We start from the raw sequence: 14,076 nt of genomic DNA on the forward strand, positions 1-14,076 counted from the left end.
ACCGGGCCGGCCGTGCTGCTGGACGACTTCTCGCTCGAGATGACCGGCAAGGACGTCGGCGAACTGGCCGGCGCCCGGGTCGCCCTCCCGCCGGGCACCCGGATCAACGTCACGTTCCTCGGCCACGAAGACCTCGCCGCGCGGCTGGCGGCGGCGCACGCCGTTCGGGCGGCCGGCTTCATCCCCGTACCGCACGTCTCGGCCCGTCGCCTCGCCTCGCGGCAGATGCTGGAGGAGTTCCTGGCCGCGCTGCGAACGGCCGGGGTGAGCGACGAGGTCTTCGTCGTCAGCGGCGACCCCAGCGATCCGCACGGCCCCTACCCGGACTCGCTGTCGATCATCGAGTCGGGCCTGCTCGAGCGGTACGGGGTGCGGCGGGCCAGCATCGCCGGCTATCCCGAGGGTCACCCCGACATCCCGTACGACATCTTGTGGGAAGCCCTCACCGGCAAGAGCGCCGCCCTGCGGAAGCGCTCGCTGGACGGCGACATCATCACCCAGTTCGGCTTCGACACCGACCCGGTCCTCGACTGGATCGCCGCCGTCCGCGAACGCGGCATCGACTCCCCCGTGCGCATCGGCGTGCCCGGCCCGGCCGGCGTGCGGCGGCTGCTGCGCTACGCCGCCCGCTTCGGCGTCGCCACCAGCACGTCGATCGCCCGCAAATACGGCCTGTCGATCACCAACCTGGTCGGCACGGCCGGCCCCGGCGAGTTCCTGCGCACCCTGGCCACCGACTACCACCCAGAAACACACGGCCAGGTGAAGCTGCACTTCTACACCTTCGGCGGCCTGCAAGCCACCGCGGAGTGGATCCGTGACTTCGCGTTCTAGGTCGTGCTTCGTAGGGCGCGTAGCCATTGGTTGATGGCCGCGACGGCGAGGTTTGTCGTACCGAGTGGCCATGGCTCGGTGTTGTTTGAGCTGGTTGATGCCGCATTCCACGGCGTGGCGCAGACGGTAGAGCTCGGGATCGAAGGTGGGCGGACGTTCGCCTTTGGATCCTTTGGCTTTGCGGTGCGCGTCCTGGTCACTCTTGCTCGGAATACGGGCGGTGATACCGCGACCGCGTAGGTGGGCCCGGTTGGCGCGCGACGTGGAGGCCTTGTCGGCCAGCACGATGTCCGGGCGGACTCGTGGCCGGCCGGCGCCGGGCGGGCTCCGGCGGCGTGTTGGTGGGCGCGGCTGATGGTTATGTCGACGCTGATCGTCCAGTCGATCAACCCGCCCGTGTCCGCCCGGGTCTGCAACGAGGCCAGGGCGGATACACCTCGGGCACATCCCGCCAGGGTGAACCGGTCCGGACCCGCCACCGGAGACCTCTTCTGTTATCGATCACCGCCACGCCGTGACATCGACGCCTACGAAAACACGGCCCTAGTAGTGCCTTGTCATGATCTTCGGCGGTGCTCCGGTTTCTGTTGTGGGAAGGGGGTTTTGCAGGTGGGGCAGGTGCCGATGATGGTGACGAGCAGGTGTTGCAGGCGTCGGAGTACCGCGTAGAGGGTCATTCCGGCGCAGGGGTTTTTGGGTCGAGGCGTTGCAGGGTCAGGAAGGCGTGCGCCGCGCTGACGAGGGTGGTGTGGTGGTGCCAGCCTTGCCAGGTGCGGCCTTCGTAGTGGTCCAGGCCGAGGCCGGTTTTGATCTCGCGGTAGTCGTGTTCGATGCGCCAGCGCAGCTTCGCCAGCCGCACGAGCCGGCGTTTCGGGGTGGTGGCCGGCAGGTTCGACAGCCAGTAGCGGGTCGGCTCGGGCTCGCTGGGCGGCCACTCGGCGATCAGCCAGCGCACTGGCAGGTCACCGAAGTCGACGGCCCGGCGGTGCACCCAGCTGGCCGGGCGCAGCCGCAGGAACACGAAGTGCCCGCGCATCGGCCGGTTCTGGCCGTTACGCCGTCGTGAGCCGGTGCGCCAGCTGATCTGCCTGACGGCCTCGCGGCCGGCGGTCAGGACATGAGTCTTCAGGCTGGGTGCGGCTTGCCGGTAGATCAGCGGCGGTCGGCGGCCGGCGCCTTTGTAGGGCGGTGCGGTGCGCTGGGTGTCGGCGGTCAACGCGGTGTGCGCGTTGTTCACGCCGACGACGTAGGTCAGGTTGCGGTTGTCGAGTTCCTGGCGGAACTCGGCGGCGTCGCCGTAACCGGCGTCGGCGACGATCAGCGGCGGTTGACCGTTCCAGCCGGTCACCTCGTCGATCATCTCCAGGCCTAACCGCCACTTCTCGCGGTGTTCCGCGTCGTCGGGCATGCCGGCCTTGCGGCGGCGTTCACCGGCCTCGGGAACCGCCGGATCCCACGACTCGGGCACGAACAGCCGCCAGTCGACCGGGCAGGACGCGGTGTCGGTGACCAGGTTCAGGCTGACGCCGATCTGGCAGTTGGTGACCTTCCCGGCGGTGCCGGTGTATTGCCGGGCCACGCATACCGACGCGGTGCCGCACTTGAGCCAGCCGGTGTCGTCCAGAGACCACGCCGCCGGCTCGATCGCTTCGCTCATCCGCACGGCGAGGCGCCGGCGCACCGTCGCGGCGTCCCACGGGCTGTTGGTGACGAAGTGGTTCAACGCTTGCTCATGCGGCCCGGCAAGCCGGGCCGCCATCGGCTGGATCGACTTGCGACGCCCGTCGAGCATCAGCCCGCGCAGGTAGTGCCCGGCCCGGTCCTGCCATCCCGCACGGGTCAACGACGCGAACACATCGCCGACGAAGTCCTCCAAATCACCAGCAAGGCGCTGCGCAGCAACGGCATCCATCATTCGACGACACCAAGATCAGCTCGTACTTGTCACCATCAACCACCCGAAAGTGACAAAGCACTACTAGCGGACGCACCGCGAATCTCAGGACGGGATCGCCACGGCGAGGCCGCCGGTGGGTCAGGTGTGGAAGCCGGGCGCGAGGCCGTGGACGCCGGAGGTCGTGGAGCGCGAGTACGCGGGCCGGCGCCAGGAGCAGACGCATGCACGCCGCCCCCGGCACCGAGGTGACCGTAGTGTGGGGGCGCCCCGGAATGGCCCCGCGGCCGATCAGGGCGGTCGTCACCGCCCTGCCCTTCATGACGGACCGGCGGCGCGGCGATGTGGCGACTGTCTGATGGGAGGCTTTTTGCAGAATGAGCGTTTGACGATTCGCCGGTTCGCGCCGGGTGACCTGGCGGACTTCCTGGCGTACCAGGGCGACCCCGCGGTGCGCCGGCATCTGCCGGGTGAGCCGATGACCTCCGCTCAGGCGACCGGCTATCTGGCCGCCCAGGCGGCGCTGGACGACGGCGCCCGGGACGCGTGGCATGGGTTCGCCGTGGAGCTGGCCGACGAAAAGCGGGTGATCGGTGACCTCGGTGTCTGGCTGCCGGCGCGACCCGCGAAGACCGGCGATGTCGGCTTTCAGTTCCACCCCGGCTTCCACGGTCGCGGCTACGCCCGGGAGGCGATGCAGGCCTTCCTGCCGTACGCCTTCGAGACCTTCGCCCTGAAAACGGTGACCGCCACCTGCCACCCTGCCAACAGCGCCTCCTGGGGCTTGATGGAGCGCCTCGGCATGCACCGGGTCGAAGAGGCGGAAACCCATGTCAGGTACGCCCTGGCCCGCTCGGGTGCTCGTCCGGTGCCGTTGCGGAGCGCTGGGTTGCAGCCGTGACGTAGCCGGGCCGGCGGGCCGATGCGGAAGGGGTGAAAAAGCTTTCTGTCACCCTGGCCGCCGTCCTGTCGATCGTTTCTGTCGTCGTGGGGAACGGTGGCGCGGCGTCGGCGGAAGCGGGCGCGGGCAAGGCCTCGCTGGGGATCATCGGCAACTACTCGGACGCCGACATGCGGAGCATGCGGTCAGCCGGTGGCGCCGGGGACGCCCTGGTCGAGATGAACTGGTCGCAGGCCGAGCCGGCGCCGGGGCAGTTCGACACGCAGTATCTCGGCTCGGTCGCCGCGCGGGCCGCCAAGCTGCGGGCGATGGGCTACACCATTTCGCTGAACACCGGGATCCAGAGCGCCCCGGCCTGGCTGCTCCAGCGGCCGGGCGCGCGCTACGTCGACCAGAACGGGGTCACCTACACTGGCGGCGCCGAGCCCAACCTGATCTTCGGCACCGGCTTCCGGCCGCTCGCCGTCCGCTATCTGACCAAGGTCTTCCAGCAGCTGGGTACGAACTTCTCGCTCGTACGGGCCGGCGGCGGCCACTGGGGTGAGCTGACCTATCCGAGCAGCGAGAAGCAGCGCAACCTCTACTTCGCGTTCGACGTCAACGCCGCCCGCGGCAACCCCGTGCCCGGCTGGAAGCCCGGCCGGCCGAGCCCCAACGGTCAGGCCGCCAAGTTCCTGAACTGGTACCTCGACTCCCTGACCGCCTATCAGAACTGGCAGGTCACCGCGCTGCGCCAGGCGGGCTGGGCGGGCACGGTCGCGATGCTGTACCCGTCGTACGGCATGCGGGCCGGCGACTTCGGCAAGGCCGTCGCCACCAACCTGGCCGGCACCTCCAGCGCCGAGATCAACGGCGAGGTTCAGCGGGGGTACGACGCCACGCGGCAGATCGGCGCGCTGAAGGACAAGAAGGTCGCCGTGTACGGGACGTGGGCCGAGAACGCCAACACGGTGGCCTACCTGGCCGGCCTCGCCCGCGCCAAGGGCCTGCCCGTGATGGCCGAGACGACCCATGTCTGCCTGCCGTCGCAGCTCCCGGCCGTCATGGGTATCGCCCGGGCCAACAACCTGGCCGCGCTCTACATCGTGCGGCTGGGCGCCGCCGACATCGTGAGCAACGCGAGCTACCTCCGTACGGCCTGAACGCACGCCTCCAGCAGCCGTTCGGCGGCCGCCGCCCACGTGAACCGGGCCGCGTGGGCGGTTCCGCGTGCGGCGAGAGACTCGCGCCGTGCGGGGTCGGCCAGCAGCTCGGCGATCGCTTCGGACCACGCCGTGCTGTCCCGCGGCGGCACATAGATGGCGGCCTCCCCGCCGACCTCGCGCAGCACGGGCACGTCGCCGGCCACGACCGGCGTGCCGGCCGTCATGGCCTCCAGCACCGGCAGCCCGAAGCCCTCGACCAGTGACGGATAGGCGAGCAGGGCGGCGTCGGCGTACACCGCGCCCAGCAGTTCCTCGGCGACGAACGGCAGCCGCAGCACCCGGTCGGCGACGCCGAGCCGGTCGATCGCCGGGCCGACCTCGTCGGGGAAGCGCGGGTCGGGCGAGCCGATCAGCACGAGCCGGGCATCCGGCACCTTCGCGATGGCCTCGACCAGCACCGCGGCGTTCTTGTGCGGCCGTTGCGCGCCGACGTGCAGCACGTAGCCGGGCTCGATGCCGTATTCGGTGGCCAGCCCGCGCCCCGGCGGGGGCAGCAGGTCGACGCCGTTGGGGATGACGTGGGCCGTGCGCCGGTAGCGCTCGGCGATCTGGTCGGCCGAGGCGCGGCTGACCGTCAGGGCCGTGGTGGTCCGGGTGATCAGCGCGGTGAGCAGCCGGTAGGACAGCCGGACGGCCCGCGACGGCGCGAACCGCGGGTCGGCCTCGAAGATGCAGTCGTGCACCATGGCCAGGCTGGGCACGCCGGCGAACGGTGTCGCGCCCAGGTGGTACGGGAAGAACATCACGTCGACCGGCCGCCGGCGCAGCACGCCCCGCCACTGCCACAGTTGCCGCACGTCGACCGGCGGCAGGCTGACCGGGTGCAGGGTGACGTTGGGCCGGCCGGCCAGCCGGTCGATGTCGAAACGCTCGGATCGCGTACGGCCGGTGAACACCACCAGTTCCACGCCGTCCACGCGGGCGAGCTCGCCGCACAGCGCGTACATGACCCGGCCGATGCCGTGGTAGCGGTCGTCGAGCACGCGGCCGTCGACACCGATGCGCAGCCTCATCGCCACCTCCGCGGAGTGAACTCGGGAAACGCCATGGCCAGCGCGCCCGCGCCGGACACCGCCGCCACGCCCAGCCACGCGACCGGGTCGTCGACGACGGCCAGGGCCACCGTCACCAGAGCCAGCACGCCGGCGTCGCGCGCCGAGCGGCGGCCGGTGAGCAGCAACCGCACCGCGGGCCGCAGGGCCGGCAGAGCCAGCAGCGGCAGCAGCACGACGGTCAGGGCGGCCACGGTCGCGCTGACCGCCACGCCGGCCACCCCGTAAGCGGCACCGGACAGCCCGACCACGACCAGGTAGGCCACGGTCGTGCCGGTCAGGGTGCGCACCGCTTTCCCCCGGGCGTCGTCGGCCTGCAGCAGGGTGACCACCAGGTTGAGCAGGCCGACGGCCAGGCCGAGCACGGCCGCGTACGGCAGCCAGCGGTCGACGGCCGCGAAGGTGTCCGGCAGCAGCAGCCGCCGGATCGGGGCCGGAAGCGTGATCAGCACGGCCGCCATGACCGCGGCCACCAGCAGATAGGTCCGCAGGGCGTCGGCCTTGCGCCGGGCCGAGCCGTCCCGGCTCAGCGCGGCGAAGGTGGCGGTGGAGACCGCGTTCGACACGAACAGGGGCACGCGGCCGAGCGCGGACGCCGCCTGATACGGCGCCGCCGCGCTGCCCAGGCCGAGCACGGCCACGACGACCGTGTCGGCGGCCGAGGTGACGGCGACGTTGGCTTGCAGCCTGACCTGGCGTACGGCCGCGAGAAGAAGGTCTTTCTCCGCCGGGCCCCACGTGGGACGGCGCAGCAGGCGGCGGGAGGCCAGCACCGGGGCCAGCAGCACCAGGCTGCCGACCGCGAACCCGCCCAGGGCGCCCGCCGACTGCCAGTGCGCGCCGAAGACCAGACCGGCGCCGGCGACCGCCTTGACGACCGCTTCCAGGGTGAGCAGGCCGGCGATCGCGGTGATCCGGCCGGTGCCCTGGAGATGTCCCATGCCGGTCGAGCCGAGGGAGAGGACGAGCGAGGCGGCGGCCAGGATGACCGCGTCGCCGGCCGACCCGAACAGCATCACGCCGGCCACGAGCAGGACGGTGAGGCCGGCGCCGAGCACGATGTTCGACCAGAAGGCGAACGAGGTGACCACGGCCTGCCGTTCGAGGTCGCCGGCGGCGCGGCCGACCTCCCGGGCGAGCACCCAGGAGACGGCCGCGCTGGAGATGGTGGTGCGCACGAGCAGCAGGGCCTGACCGGCCGCGAACGCCGCGAACTCGGCCGGGGCCAGGCCGTGGGTCATGGCCAGCGCATAGCCGTAGTTGATGGCGCCGGCCGACGTGGTCGCGACGAGCAACCAGCCGGCGCCGCCGCGACCGCGGACGCTGGAGCCCCGCAGCGTGTCGGTCATCGCGGGCCCCGCCGCGCCCAGCGATGCCGGCCGACGACCCCGAAGGCGGCCACGGCCAGGGCGGCGAACAGCAGGGCGAGGAAGCCGGTGCTGGAGGCGTTCGCGGCGACCGCGCGCGGCGGGTTGGCGCATTCGGACAGCGCGGTCATCCCGGAGCCGACGACCCAGAGCTCGATCGACTCGTAGCGGCGGCTGCTGAACCCGTACAACCGCCGGCCGTTGCCCTTGACCCAATCGGCCAGCTCGGGCGAGCTGTTGCCGTAGCGCAGACGGCTGTCCTTGCCCGAGAGCAGGAAGGCCTGGACGCCGGAGCGGACGGCCGCGGGACCGTCGCGGAACGCGGTGACGTGGTTGCTCGGCAGCACCGGGATCCAGCGCTCCGCGTTGCCGGTGGCGTTGACCGCCACGCAGGGCAGCTGGGCGGTGATCCGCGCGCCCATCCGGGTGGTGGCGTCGTCCTCGGCCAAGGCCACGTTCGTCACCCAGCCGAGCGCGCTGACCGCGAGGGCGGCCGCGCACACCGCCAGGGCGGCCCGGCCGTTCCAGGCGAGAACGGTCAGCAGGACCGCGGGCACGACCGTGTAGATGGTGAGCTGCTCGTTGGCCTGGCCGACCAGCACGCAGTAGGCCAGGAAGCCGTAGCTGAGCCCGCCGAACGACATCAGCCAGGCGGTCGGCTCGTCCGGGCGCAGGCCACGGCGTACCACCAGCAAGAGCAACCCCGCAGCGCCGAGAGCGAAGACCAGATAGCCGGCGGCGTAGCCGAGAAAGCTGTCGGTGAAGACCGAGAAGGACGAGACGCCCGTACGGTTGAGGCCGCTGAGCTGCTTCAGGCCGAAGAACCGTTCGGCGCTGATGTTGTGCTCGGCCAGCCACCACGAGCCGGCGCCGTTGACGACGGCCCAGATCGGGAAGACGGCGTAGACGGCCGCCGCGACCAGCAGCGAGCCGGCCGAGCGCCGCAGGAAGACCCAGTCGCGTTGCAGGAGCGCCACCCCCAGCGGCACCAGCATCGCGAACAGCAGCGGCTCCTTGACCAGCAGGGCCAGACCCGACACGCACCCGACCACGACGATGAACGTCGGCGACGGCGCGCGCCGCATCCGGATCGCCAGGTAGACCACGATCACCTGGGCGAAGACGGCGGTGGGCTCGATCAGCGCGGTACGCCCGAACCGCAGCACGAAGGCGTCGACCGCGAACAAAAGCATCGCCGCCACCACCAGCAACGGGTTGGCGGTGAAGCGCCGGGCCAGCATCCCCACCGCGACGACCGTCAGCAGCGTGACCAGCGCGCCCATCGTCCGGGCGTGGAACATCGCCTCGATCAGGGACCCGCCGTTGTCGTAAAGGCCGAGAAGCAGAAAGTGCAGAGGCGGATGTACGGCGGTGAGCTGATCCCCCCAGGAGATCGAGCCGTGCTCGGCGATGTTCTGCCCGGCCAGCGCGTACATCACCTCGTCGAGGTCGAAGTCGCGGGCGCCGCGGACGTTGGTGAACAGGGCCACGGCCGCGGTCAGCAGGGCACCGGCGTAGAGCCACGGACGCCATCGGCGCCAGTACCCCGGCTCGGCCGGCCGCGGTACGTCGAGCAGTGTGGTTTCAAGCACCGGTGCCTGCTTTCTCGGTGATGTTCTCTGAGATCAACTCGGCGACGACGTCGTGGCCGTGGTCGTTGAGGTGGGCGTGGTCGCGCAGGAAGTCGTCCCAGTAGCGGACCGCGTCGCGGGTCTGCACGTAGACGAGGTCGTCTCGCTCCCCGGCGATGCGCCGCAGCAGGGCGTCGTGACGGCTCAGCACGGCGTTCGAGCGGGGGAACATGTGGTCGTCGACGCGCCACAGGCCGACCAGCACCTTGGTGGCCGGGCCGAGGTCGTCCAGCAGGTCGCGCAGCCGGAGGTCGAAGTCGCGGGAGTCGAGCCGGTGATAGCCGCCGGTGACCGCGATGATGGCCCGCTTGACAGTGATCTTCGAGCCGGAGACGAACCGCTGCCGCCACCGTTTGAGCGGGCGGCGGGAGTAGTAGGGCCGGGGCTCCATCCCGGCCGGCCCGCGCCAGCTCCGCGGGCCGAACCGGTCGAGCAGGGCCTGGAGCAGGCGGCTCGGGTGGACGTGCCCCTCGGCCGCGCCGAACGACAGGATGATGACGTCGGGCCGGAACCGGCGGATCTGTTCCGTGGTGCGGCGATCCACCTCGGCCACGGTCTGCGCCGACTTGGACAGTTGCAGGATCTCGGCGTCGGCGTCGAGCAGCCGTCCGGCGCGGACGGCGTACGAGCGGCCGCCCACCCCGAGGCCCAGCGAGCTGCTGCCGCCCAGGATCGCTACCTTCATGCTGCTCCTTCGAAAAGTTTGTGCAGGTCGTGCGCCCGGGGTCCGCCGGTGCGCTTCCAGCCGACGAGGTCGGCCGGCCGGGCGACGCGGGCCCCGATGCCCGTCACGTCCAGCCCGTATCGGCCCAGCAGGCCGAGGGCGTCCCGTTCGTCGAGGCCGGCCAGCAGCAGCCGGACCCGCCGGTCGCCGTCGCCCGGCTCGTCCCAGTCGATCTGGTCCACGCTGCGCAGCGCGCGGTAGTCGATGCGGGCGGCCTGCTCGAGTGGCAGGTCGGCCACCGTGGACAGGTCGCAGATCGCGCGCCGGTCGGCCCGGACCCGGCGGCAGTCCTCGTGGATCAGCAGGCTGGCGATCCGGTCGGTGGTGGCGTCCCAGTCGAAGCGGGCGGCCCACAGCCGGCACCGCTCGGCCCACTGTTTGGCCACCGCCGGGTCCTCGAGCTCGATCAGCGCCGACGCCAGTTGCCCCGGCAGCTGATCGGGATGCGGGACGACCCAGCCGGTGACCCGGTTGCGCACCGAGTCGCGCAGGCCGGGCGCGGCCAGCACCACCGCCGGCACGCCCAGGCTCATCGCCTCGGTGACCGACAGGCCCCAGCCCTCGAGCTCGGACGTGCACACGGTCACCCAGGCCGTCGCCAGCAGCGCGTCCCGCTCGGCCTGCGGCAGCCGGCCGTGCAGCCGTACCCGGTCGCCGGGCCCGGTCAGCTCCTCCAGCTCGGCCCGGCACGGCCCGTCGCCGACGATGTGCAGCTCGACGTCCGGCACCATCTCGGCCACCCGCGGCATCGCGCCGATCAGCAGATCCCATCGCTTGTGCGGGGCCAGGCGCCCGACCACGACGATGCGCGGGGTCCCGCTGCGCTCGGCGCCGGGCGCGGAGAGCGGCTCCTGGCCGTTGTTGGCGATGTAGATCGGCCCGACGAGCCCGAGCGCACCGCGCACCTCGGCCCGCGACGAGGGCGACACCACGGCAATGGTGCGCCGGCCGTAGACGAGCCGATTTCCCACCTTTTCCACCCAACGGCCGATCCAGGCCGCCGGAAAGGGCAGATTTTGAGCGAACATCGTCTGATGTACGTGGTGAATCAGCACCAGAACCGGCACTCGGGCACCGACGGCCCATGGCGAGAAGAATGGAATGCCGTTGCACGTGTCGACAATGGCGTCGATGCCATTGCGGTGCCGAAAGACCCAGAGCCAGGCGAAGAGATAAACGGTGTACGCGTTACCCATGCGCCGCACCGTCACCCCGTCCGCGGTCTCGGCCCGCGGCGCACCCGCGTGACGGGCGGCGAGCACGGTGACGCGCTGGCCCTCACCGGCCAGCCGCCGGGCCACCGAGTGCATGAAGACCTCGGCCCCGCCGGCCCGCGGATGCGACGAGTCCTTGAAGTTCAGCCACACCACGTGCTCGCCCTCGTGGGAGCGGTAACGCCGCCGGGTCACGCCGGCACCGGCAGGACGTCGGTGTTGTCGTCGCGCAGCCCGTACCGGTTGGAGACGACGCTGTAGGCCGACATGCGCAGTCCGGCGTAATCGGCCGTATCCCTTACCACGGGCAGGGATCCGGGCCCGCCGGGCATCGCGTCCCCGACGATCAGGGCGGCCACGTCCCGGTCCATCAGCGTGACGTGCCGGCCGTCGCCGCCGACGGTCACGACGTGCACGCCGCCGCCGAGCACGCGCAGGGCGTGTGCCAGCAGCACGCTCGCCCGGGCGCCGAGAACGTGCATGTCGCCGACGCCGACCCGGCGGGCCGGGCTCGTCGCGACGCCCCGCAGCACCCCGGCGGCCCAGCCCGGGCGGGAGCACCCGACGACCCGGACCGGTACCGGCGAGCAGAGCGCGAACTCGTCGACGACCTCGACGGTCCGGTCGCTGGAGCCGCCGTCGATGACGGCGATGCCACCGGCGACGGGCAGGCGGGAAATGACGTCGGAAGCGGCCGCCAATATGGTGCGGGCCCGCCTTTCCTCATTCACCAGCGGGAGCATGAACTCCGCCTCCGGAACGGGCAGAAAAGAATCGGCCGTCAAAGCCGCGGCAGTCGCGAAAGTTTGTCGCATCCCGTGAACCCCAAGTCGTGATTTCGCCCCAAGATCGGCGCAAAACGCACGTTACACACAGCGGCGTCCTTTTCGGGACGGCAGAAACGGGGTTTGGCGGTTCGGAATGGCGGGGCAAACTGAACGAACTAATCCTGTAGGGCAGCGCCTCATCCGCCCCGGGTGACGAGGAAAGGACACGTGAGCTGGCACGCTGGTCTCTTGGCGTAGCCCCTCCCAGATGGTCCACTGTTCGTTCGGTTGAAGATCAACGCCCGTGACGGGAGGTGGCGCGGTGATTCCGGCCCTTCCGCGTGCGCTGATCCGCCGCCCGCGGCTGGAGGCGGCCCTGGACGACGGGCTGAGCGGCGCCGTCACGGTGGTCCGCGCCGGCGCCGGCTGGGGCAAGACCGTGCTGGTGGCGACGTGGGCCCGCCGCCGGCCGGAGCCGGTGGCCTGGGTGACGCTGACCGAGCAGCACAACGACGTCGGCGCGTTCCGGTCCGCGCTGGAGGCGGCCCTGTCCACGGGCGCCCGTCCCGCCGTCCTGGTGCTCGACGATTACCAATGGGTCCGCGACCCCTGTTGCGTCACGCACCTCGAGACGTTGATCGGCTCGCTGCACGTGATCCTCGCCGGGCGCGGGGAGCCCGCCCTGCCCACCCACCGCCTGCGGGTCGCCGGCGAACTGACCGTGATCGGCGCCGGGGCGCTGGCGCTGACCGCGGCCGAGGCGGCCGAGCTGGCCCGGGCGGCGGGCCTGCCCCCACCGGCCGACGGCCGGCTCGCCCGCACCGAGGGCTGGCCGGCCGGGCTGCGACTGGAACCGGACGCCGTCGACGGCTACCTCGAAGGCGAGGTCCTGGCCGATCTGCCGCCGCCGGCGCGCCGGCTGCTGGCCTACGCCAGCGTGCTGTCGTCGGTGCCGCCCGAGCTCGCCGCCGATCTCGCCGGCGAGCCCCACGCGGCGCGGATCCTCACCGACCTGGTCCGGGCCGACGCTTTCGTCGCGGCCGACCCGGACGACCCGCAACGGTTCCGCTATCACCCGCAGCTCGGCGACACGCTGCTGCGCGGCCTGCGGCGCGACGAGCCGGAGACGGTACGGCGCCTGCACCGCACCGCGATGCGGTGGTACGCCAGCCGGCTGTTCGTCTACGACGCGCTGCACCACGCGGCCGAGGCCGAGGACTGGCCGGCCCTCGGGCGGCTGATCGTCGGAGCGGCCGCGCCCCTGATCGTGACCGTCAACCGCGCGAGGCTCAACGCGATCCTGAGCCGGGTGCCGTGGGCGGCCTTCGAGACCACCGCCGAGCTCGCCGTCTGCGGCGCCCTGCGGCTGTTCGCCGACGGCGACTACGCGGCGGTCCCGGCCCAGCTGGCCCGGGCCGAGCGGATGCTGGCCGGCCGCTCACCGCAGGACCGGCTGATGACCGAGACCGCGGTCCGGCTCCTCGAGGCGACGGTCGTCACCCGGGTCCGCGGGGAGATGCCGAACCTGGTGGCGCAGACCACCCGGATCCTGCGGAGCCTGGCCGCGGTGCGGCCCGAGCAGATGCCGTCGGCGCGCCACTACCGGGCGATCGCGATCGCCAGCAAGGGCGTCGGCCTGTTCTGGACCGACCGGGCCGACGTCGCCGAGCGCTACCTGTTCGCCGGGTTGAGCGCCGCCCGCACGGCCGGGGTGGAGCTGGTCGAGCTCAACATGCTCGGTCACCTGGCCGCGCTCACCTTCCACCTCGGCCGGATGGACGAGGCCGAGCGGTACGCGGCGCAGTCGCGGGAGACCGCGGAGCGGCGCCGCCTGTCCTCCACACAGCAGGCGGTCCTGGGCTACCTGGTCGAGGCCATGATCGCGATGCGGCGGGGCGACGCCGCCGAGGCCGAGAAGGCGCTCACGGACGCGCTGCACCTGGCCCCGTACCCGCACGAGGCGGCCCTGGTGACACTGTCCGGCCTGGTCCGGGCCCAGGTCCTGCTCGTGCGCGACGAGCCGGCCGCGGCCCGCGAGGCGATCCGGCACGTCCGCGCCGACTGGCCCACCACGCTCGACGCGCCGCTGCTGGCCCAGTGGCTCGACCGGACCGAGGCCGACATCGACCGAGCCGCCCACCAACCGTCGCCGGACGGCGAACTCAGCCCCCGCGAGCAGGAGGTCCTCGTCTTCCTGCCCACGATGCTGACCGTGGGCGAGATCGCCGGCGAGCTGACCGTCTCGGTCAACACGGTGAAGGCCCACATCCGGGCGATCTACCGAAAGCTGAACGCCACCCGCCGCCGCGAGGCCGTCACCGCCGCTCGCGACCGCGGCCTGCTCCCGTAAGTTTCGCTACACCACCTCACCGTCGGACCGACGCGATGACCGCATGCGTTCGGCTGGCCATTGAAACGATTTCAAAGATGCCGATTCACCTGGCAAAACTTTGCCTCGTCGGCGCCGGAGATCGACTGCGGTATTTC

11 protein-coding genes and 1 pseudogene are annotated in these 14,076 nt (G+C 71.7%); 4 read left to right on the forward strand and 8 right to left on the reverse strand.

Translation table 11 applies throughout. From position 1 onward, the window contains the following. Nucleotides 1–12: 12 nt before the first annotated feature. A complete protein-coding gene (locus CRP55_RS39230) occupies nucleotides 13–834 on the forward strand; it encodes a methylenetetrahydrofolate reductase (RefSeq protein ID WP_097327062.1) in 822 nt (273 codons plus the stop codon). Here CRP55_RS39230 and CRP55_RS56565 read toward each other — a convergent pair. Both CRP55_RS56565 and CRP55_RS39240 read right to left on the reverse strand, forming a co-directional pair. Further along, nucleotides 831–1,321: pseudogene (locus tag CRP55_RS56565) on the reverse strand (transposase); the annotation flags it as partial. The gene CRP55_RS39230 and the pseudogene CRP55_RS56565 sit on opposite strands and share 4 nt — an antisense overlap. Nucleotides 1,322–1,507: 186 nt before the next feature. Then, nucleotides 1,508–2,746 (reverse strand): IS701 family transposase, encoded by a 1,239-nt coding sequence (locus CRP55_RS39240; protein WP_097327131.1) that lies wholly within the window; start codon nucleotides 2,744–2,746, stop codon nucleotides 1,508–1,510. Nucleotides 2,747–3,113: 367 nt separating this feature from the next. Here CRP55_RS39240 and CRP55_RS39250 point away from each other — a divergent pair, with 367 nt between their 5' ends. Both CRP55_RS39250 and CRP55_RS39255 read left to right on the forward strand, forming a co-directional pair. After that, nucleotides 3,114–3,629: a GNAT family N-acetyltransferase gene (locus CRP55_RS39250; protein ID WP_179855521.1), complete on the forward strand. Its 516-nt coding sequence runs from the start codon at nucleotides 3,114–3,116 to the stop codon at nucleotides 3,627–3,629. 32 nt (nucleotides 3,630–3,661) lie between these two features. Next, nucleotides 3,662–4,771, forward strand: a complete 1,110-nt coding sequence (locus tag CRP55_RS39255; protein ID WP_097327064.1) for a beta-galactosidase — start codon at nucleotides 3,662–3,664, stop codon at nucleotides 4,769–4,771. Here the strand turns inward: CRP55_RS39255 and CRP55_RS52465 are convergent. From CRP55_RS52465 to CRP55_RS39285, 6 genes are read right to left on the reverse strand one after another with little or no spacing between them, the layout of a single operon-like run. Further along, on the reverse strand, nucleotides 4,753–5,847 hold the full coding sequence (locus CRP55_RS52465) for a glycosyltransferase family 4 protein (protein WP_097327065.1): 1,095 nt from the start codon (nucleotides 5,845–5,847) through the stop codon (nucleotides 4,753–4,755). The two genes, CRP55_RS39255 and CRP55_RS52465, sit on opposite strands and share 19 nt — an antisense overlap. Then, on the reverse strand, nucleotides 5,844–7,235 hold the full coding sequence (locus CRP55_RS39265; protein WP_097327066.1) for a hypothetical protein: 1,392 nt from the start codon (nucleotides 7,233–7,235) through the stop codon (nucleotides 5,844–5,846). The genes CRP55_RS52465 and CRP55_RS39265 overlap by 4 nt, the downstream gene beginning before the upstream one ends. Then, on the reverse strand, nucleotides 7,232–8,845 hold the full coding sequence (locus tag CRP55_RS39270; RefSeq protein ID WP_097327067.1) for an ArnT family glycosyltransferase: 1,614 nt from the start codon (nucleotides 8,843–8,845) through the stop codon (nucleotides 7,232–7,234). Before CRP55_RS39270 ends, CRP55_RS39265 begins: the two co-directional genes overlap by 4 nt. Next, a complete protein-coding gene (locus CRP55_RS39275; protein WP_097327068.1) occupies nucleotides 8,838–9,569 on the reverse strand; it encodes an SGNH/GDSL hydrolase family protein in 732 nt (243 codons plus the stop codon). The genes CRP55_RS39270 and CRP55_RS39275 overlap by 8 nt, the downstream gene beginning before the upstream one ends. Continuing rightward, on the reverse strand, nucleotides 9,566–11,017 hold the full coding sequence (locus CRP55_RS39280) for a glycosyltransferase family 4 protein (RefSeq protein WP_097327069.1): 1,452 nt from the start codon (nucleotides 11,015–11,017) through the stop codon (nucleotides 9,566–9,568). Before CRP55_RS39280 ends, CRP55_RS39275 begins: the two co-directional genes overlap by 4 nt. Next, nucleotides 11,014–11,553 carry a glycosyltransferase family A protein gene (locus tag CRP55_RS39285; protein ID WP_143235235.1) on the reverse strand — a complete coding sequence of 180 codons (540 nt, stop codon included), beginning with the start codon at nucleotides 11,551–11,553 and terminating at the stop codon, nucleotides 11,014–11,016. Before CRP55_RS39285 ends, CRP55_RS39280 begins: the two co-directional genes overlap by 4 nt. A gap of 358 nt (nucleotides 11,554–11,911) precedes the next feature. Between CRP55_RS39285 and CRP55_RS54105 the strand changes: the two genes are divergently transcribed. Then, complete coding sequence (locus CRP55_RS54105; protein ID WP_097327071.1) at nucleotides 11,912–13,939, forward strand: winged helix-turn-helix domain-containing protein; 2,028 nt, start codon at nucleotides 11,912–11,914, stop codon at nucleotides 13,937–13,939. Nucleotides 13,940–14,076 lie beyond the last annotated feature (137 nt).

It is taken from the genome of Paractinoplanes atraurantiacus (genome assembly GCF_900215205.1).
GTDB classification, from domain to species: Bacteria; Actinomycetota; Actinomycetes; order Mycobacteriales; family Micromonosporaceae; genus Actinoplanes; species Actinoplanes atraurantiacus.

Coding starts and splice junctions, on each gene's coding strand:
- CRP55_RS39265 (WP_097327066.1), bottom strand. CDS start 7,235: ATGACCGACACGCTGCGGGGCTCCAGCGTCCGCGGTCGCGGCGGCGCC.
- CRP55_RS39275 (WP_097327068.1), bottom strand. CDS start 9,569: ATGAAGGTAGCGATCCTGGGCGGCAGCAGCTCGCTGGGCCTCGGGGTG.
- CRP55_RS39240 (WP_097327131.1), bottom strand. CDS start 2,746: ATGGATGCCGTTGCTGCGCAGCGCCTTGCTGGTGATTTGGAGGACTTC.
- CRP55_RS52465 (WP_097327065.1), bottom strand. CDS start 5,847: ATGAGGCTGCGCATCGGTGTCGACGGCCGCGTGCTCGACGACCGCTAC.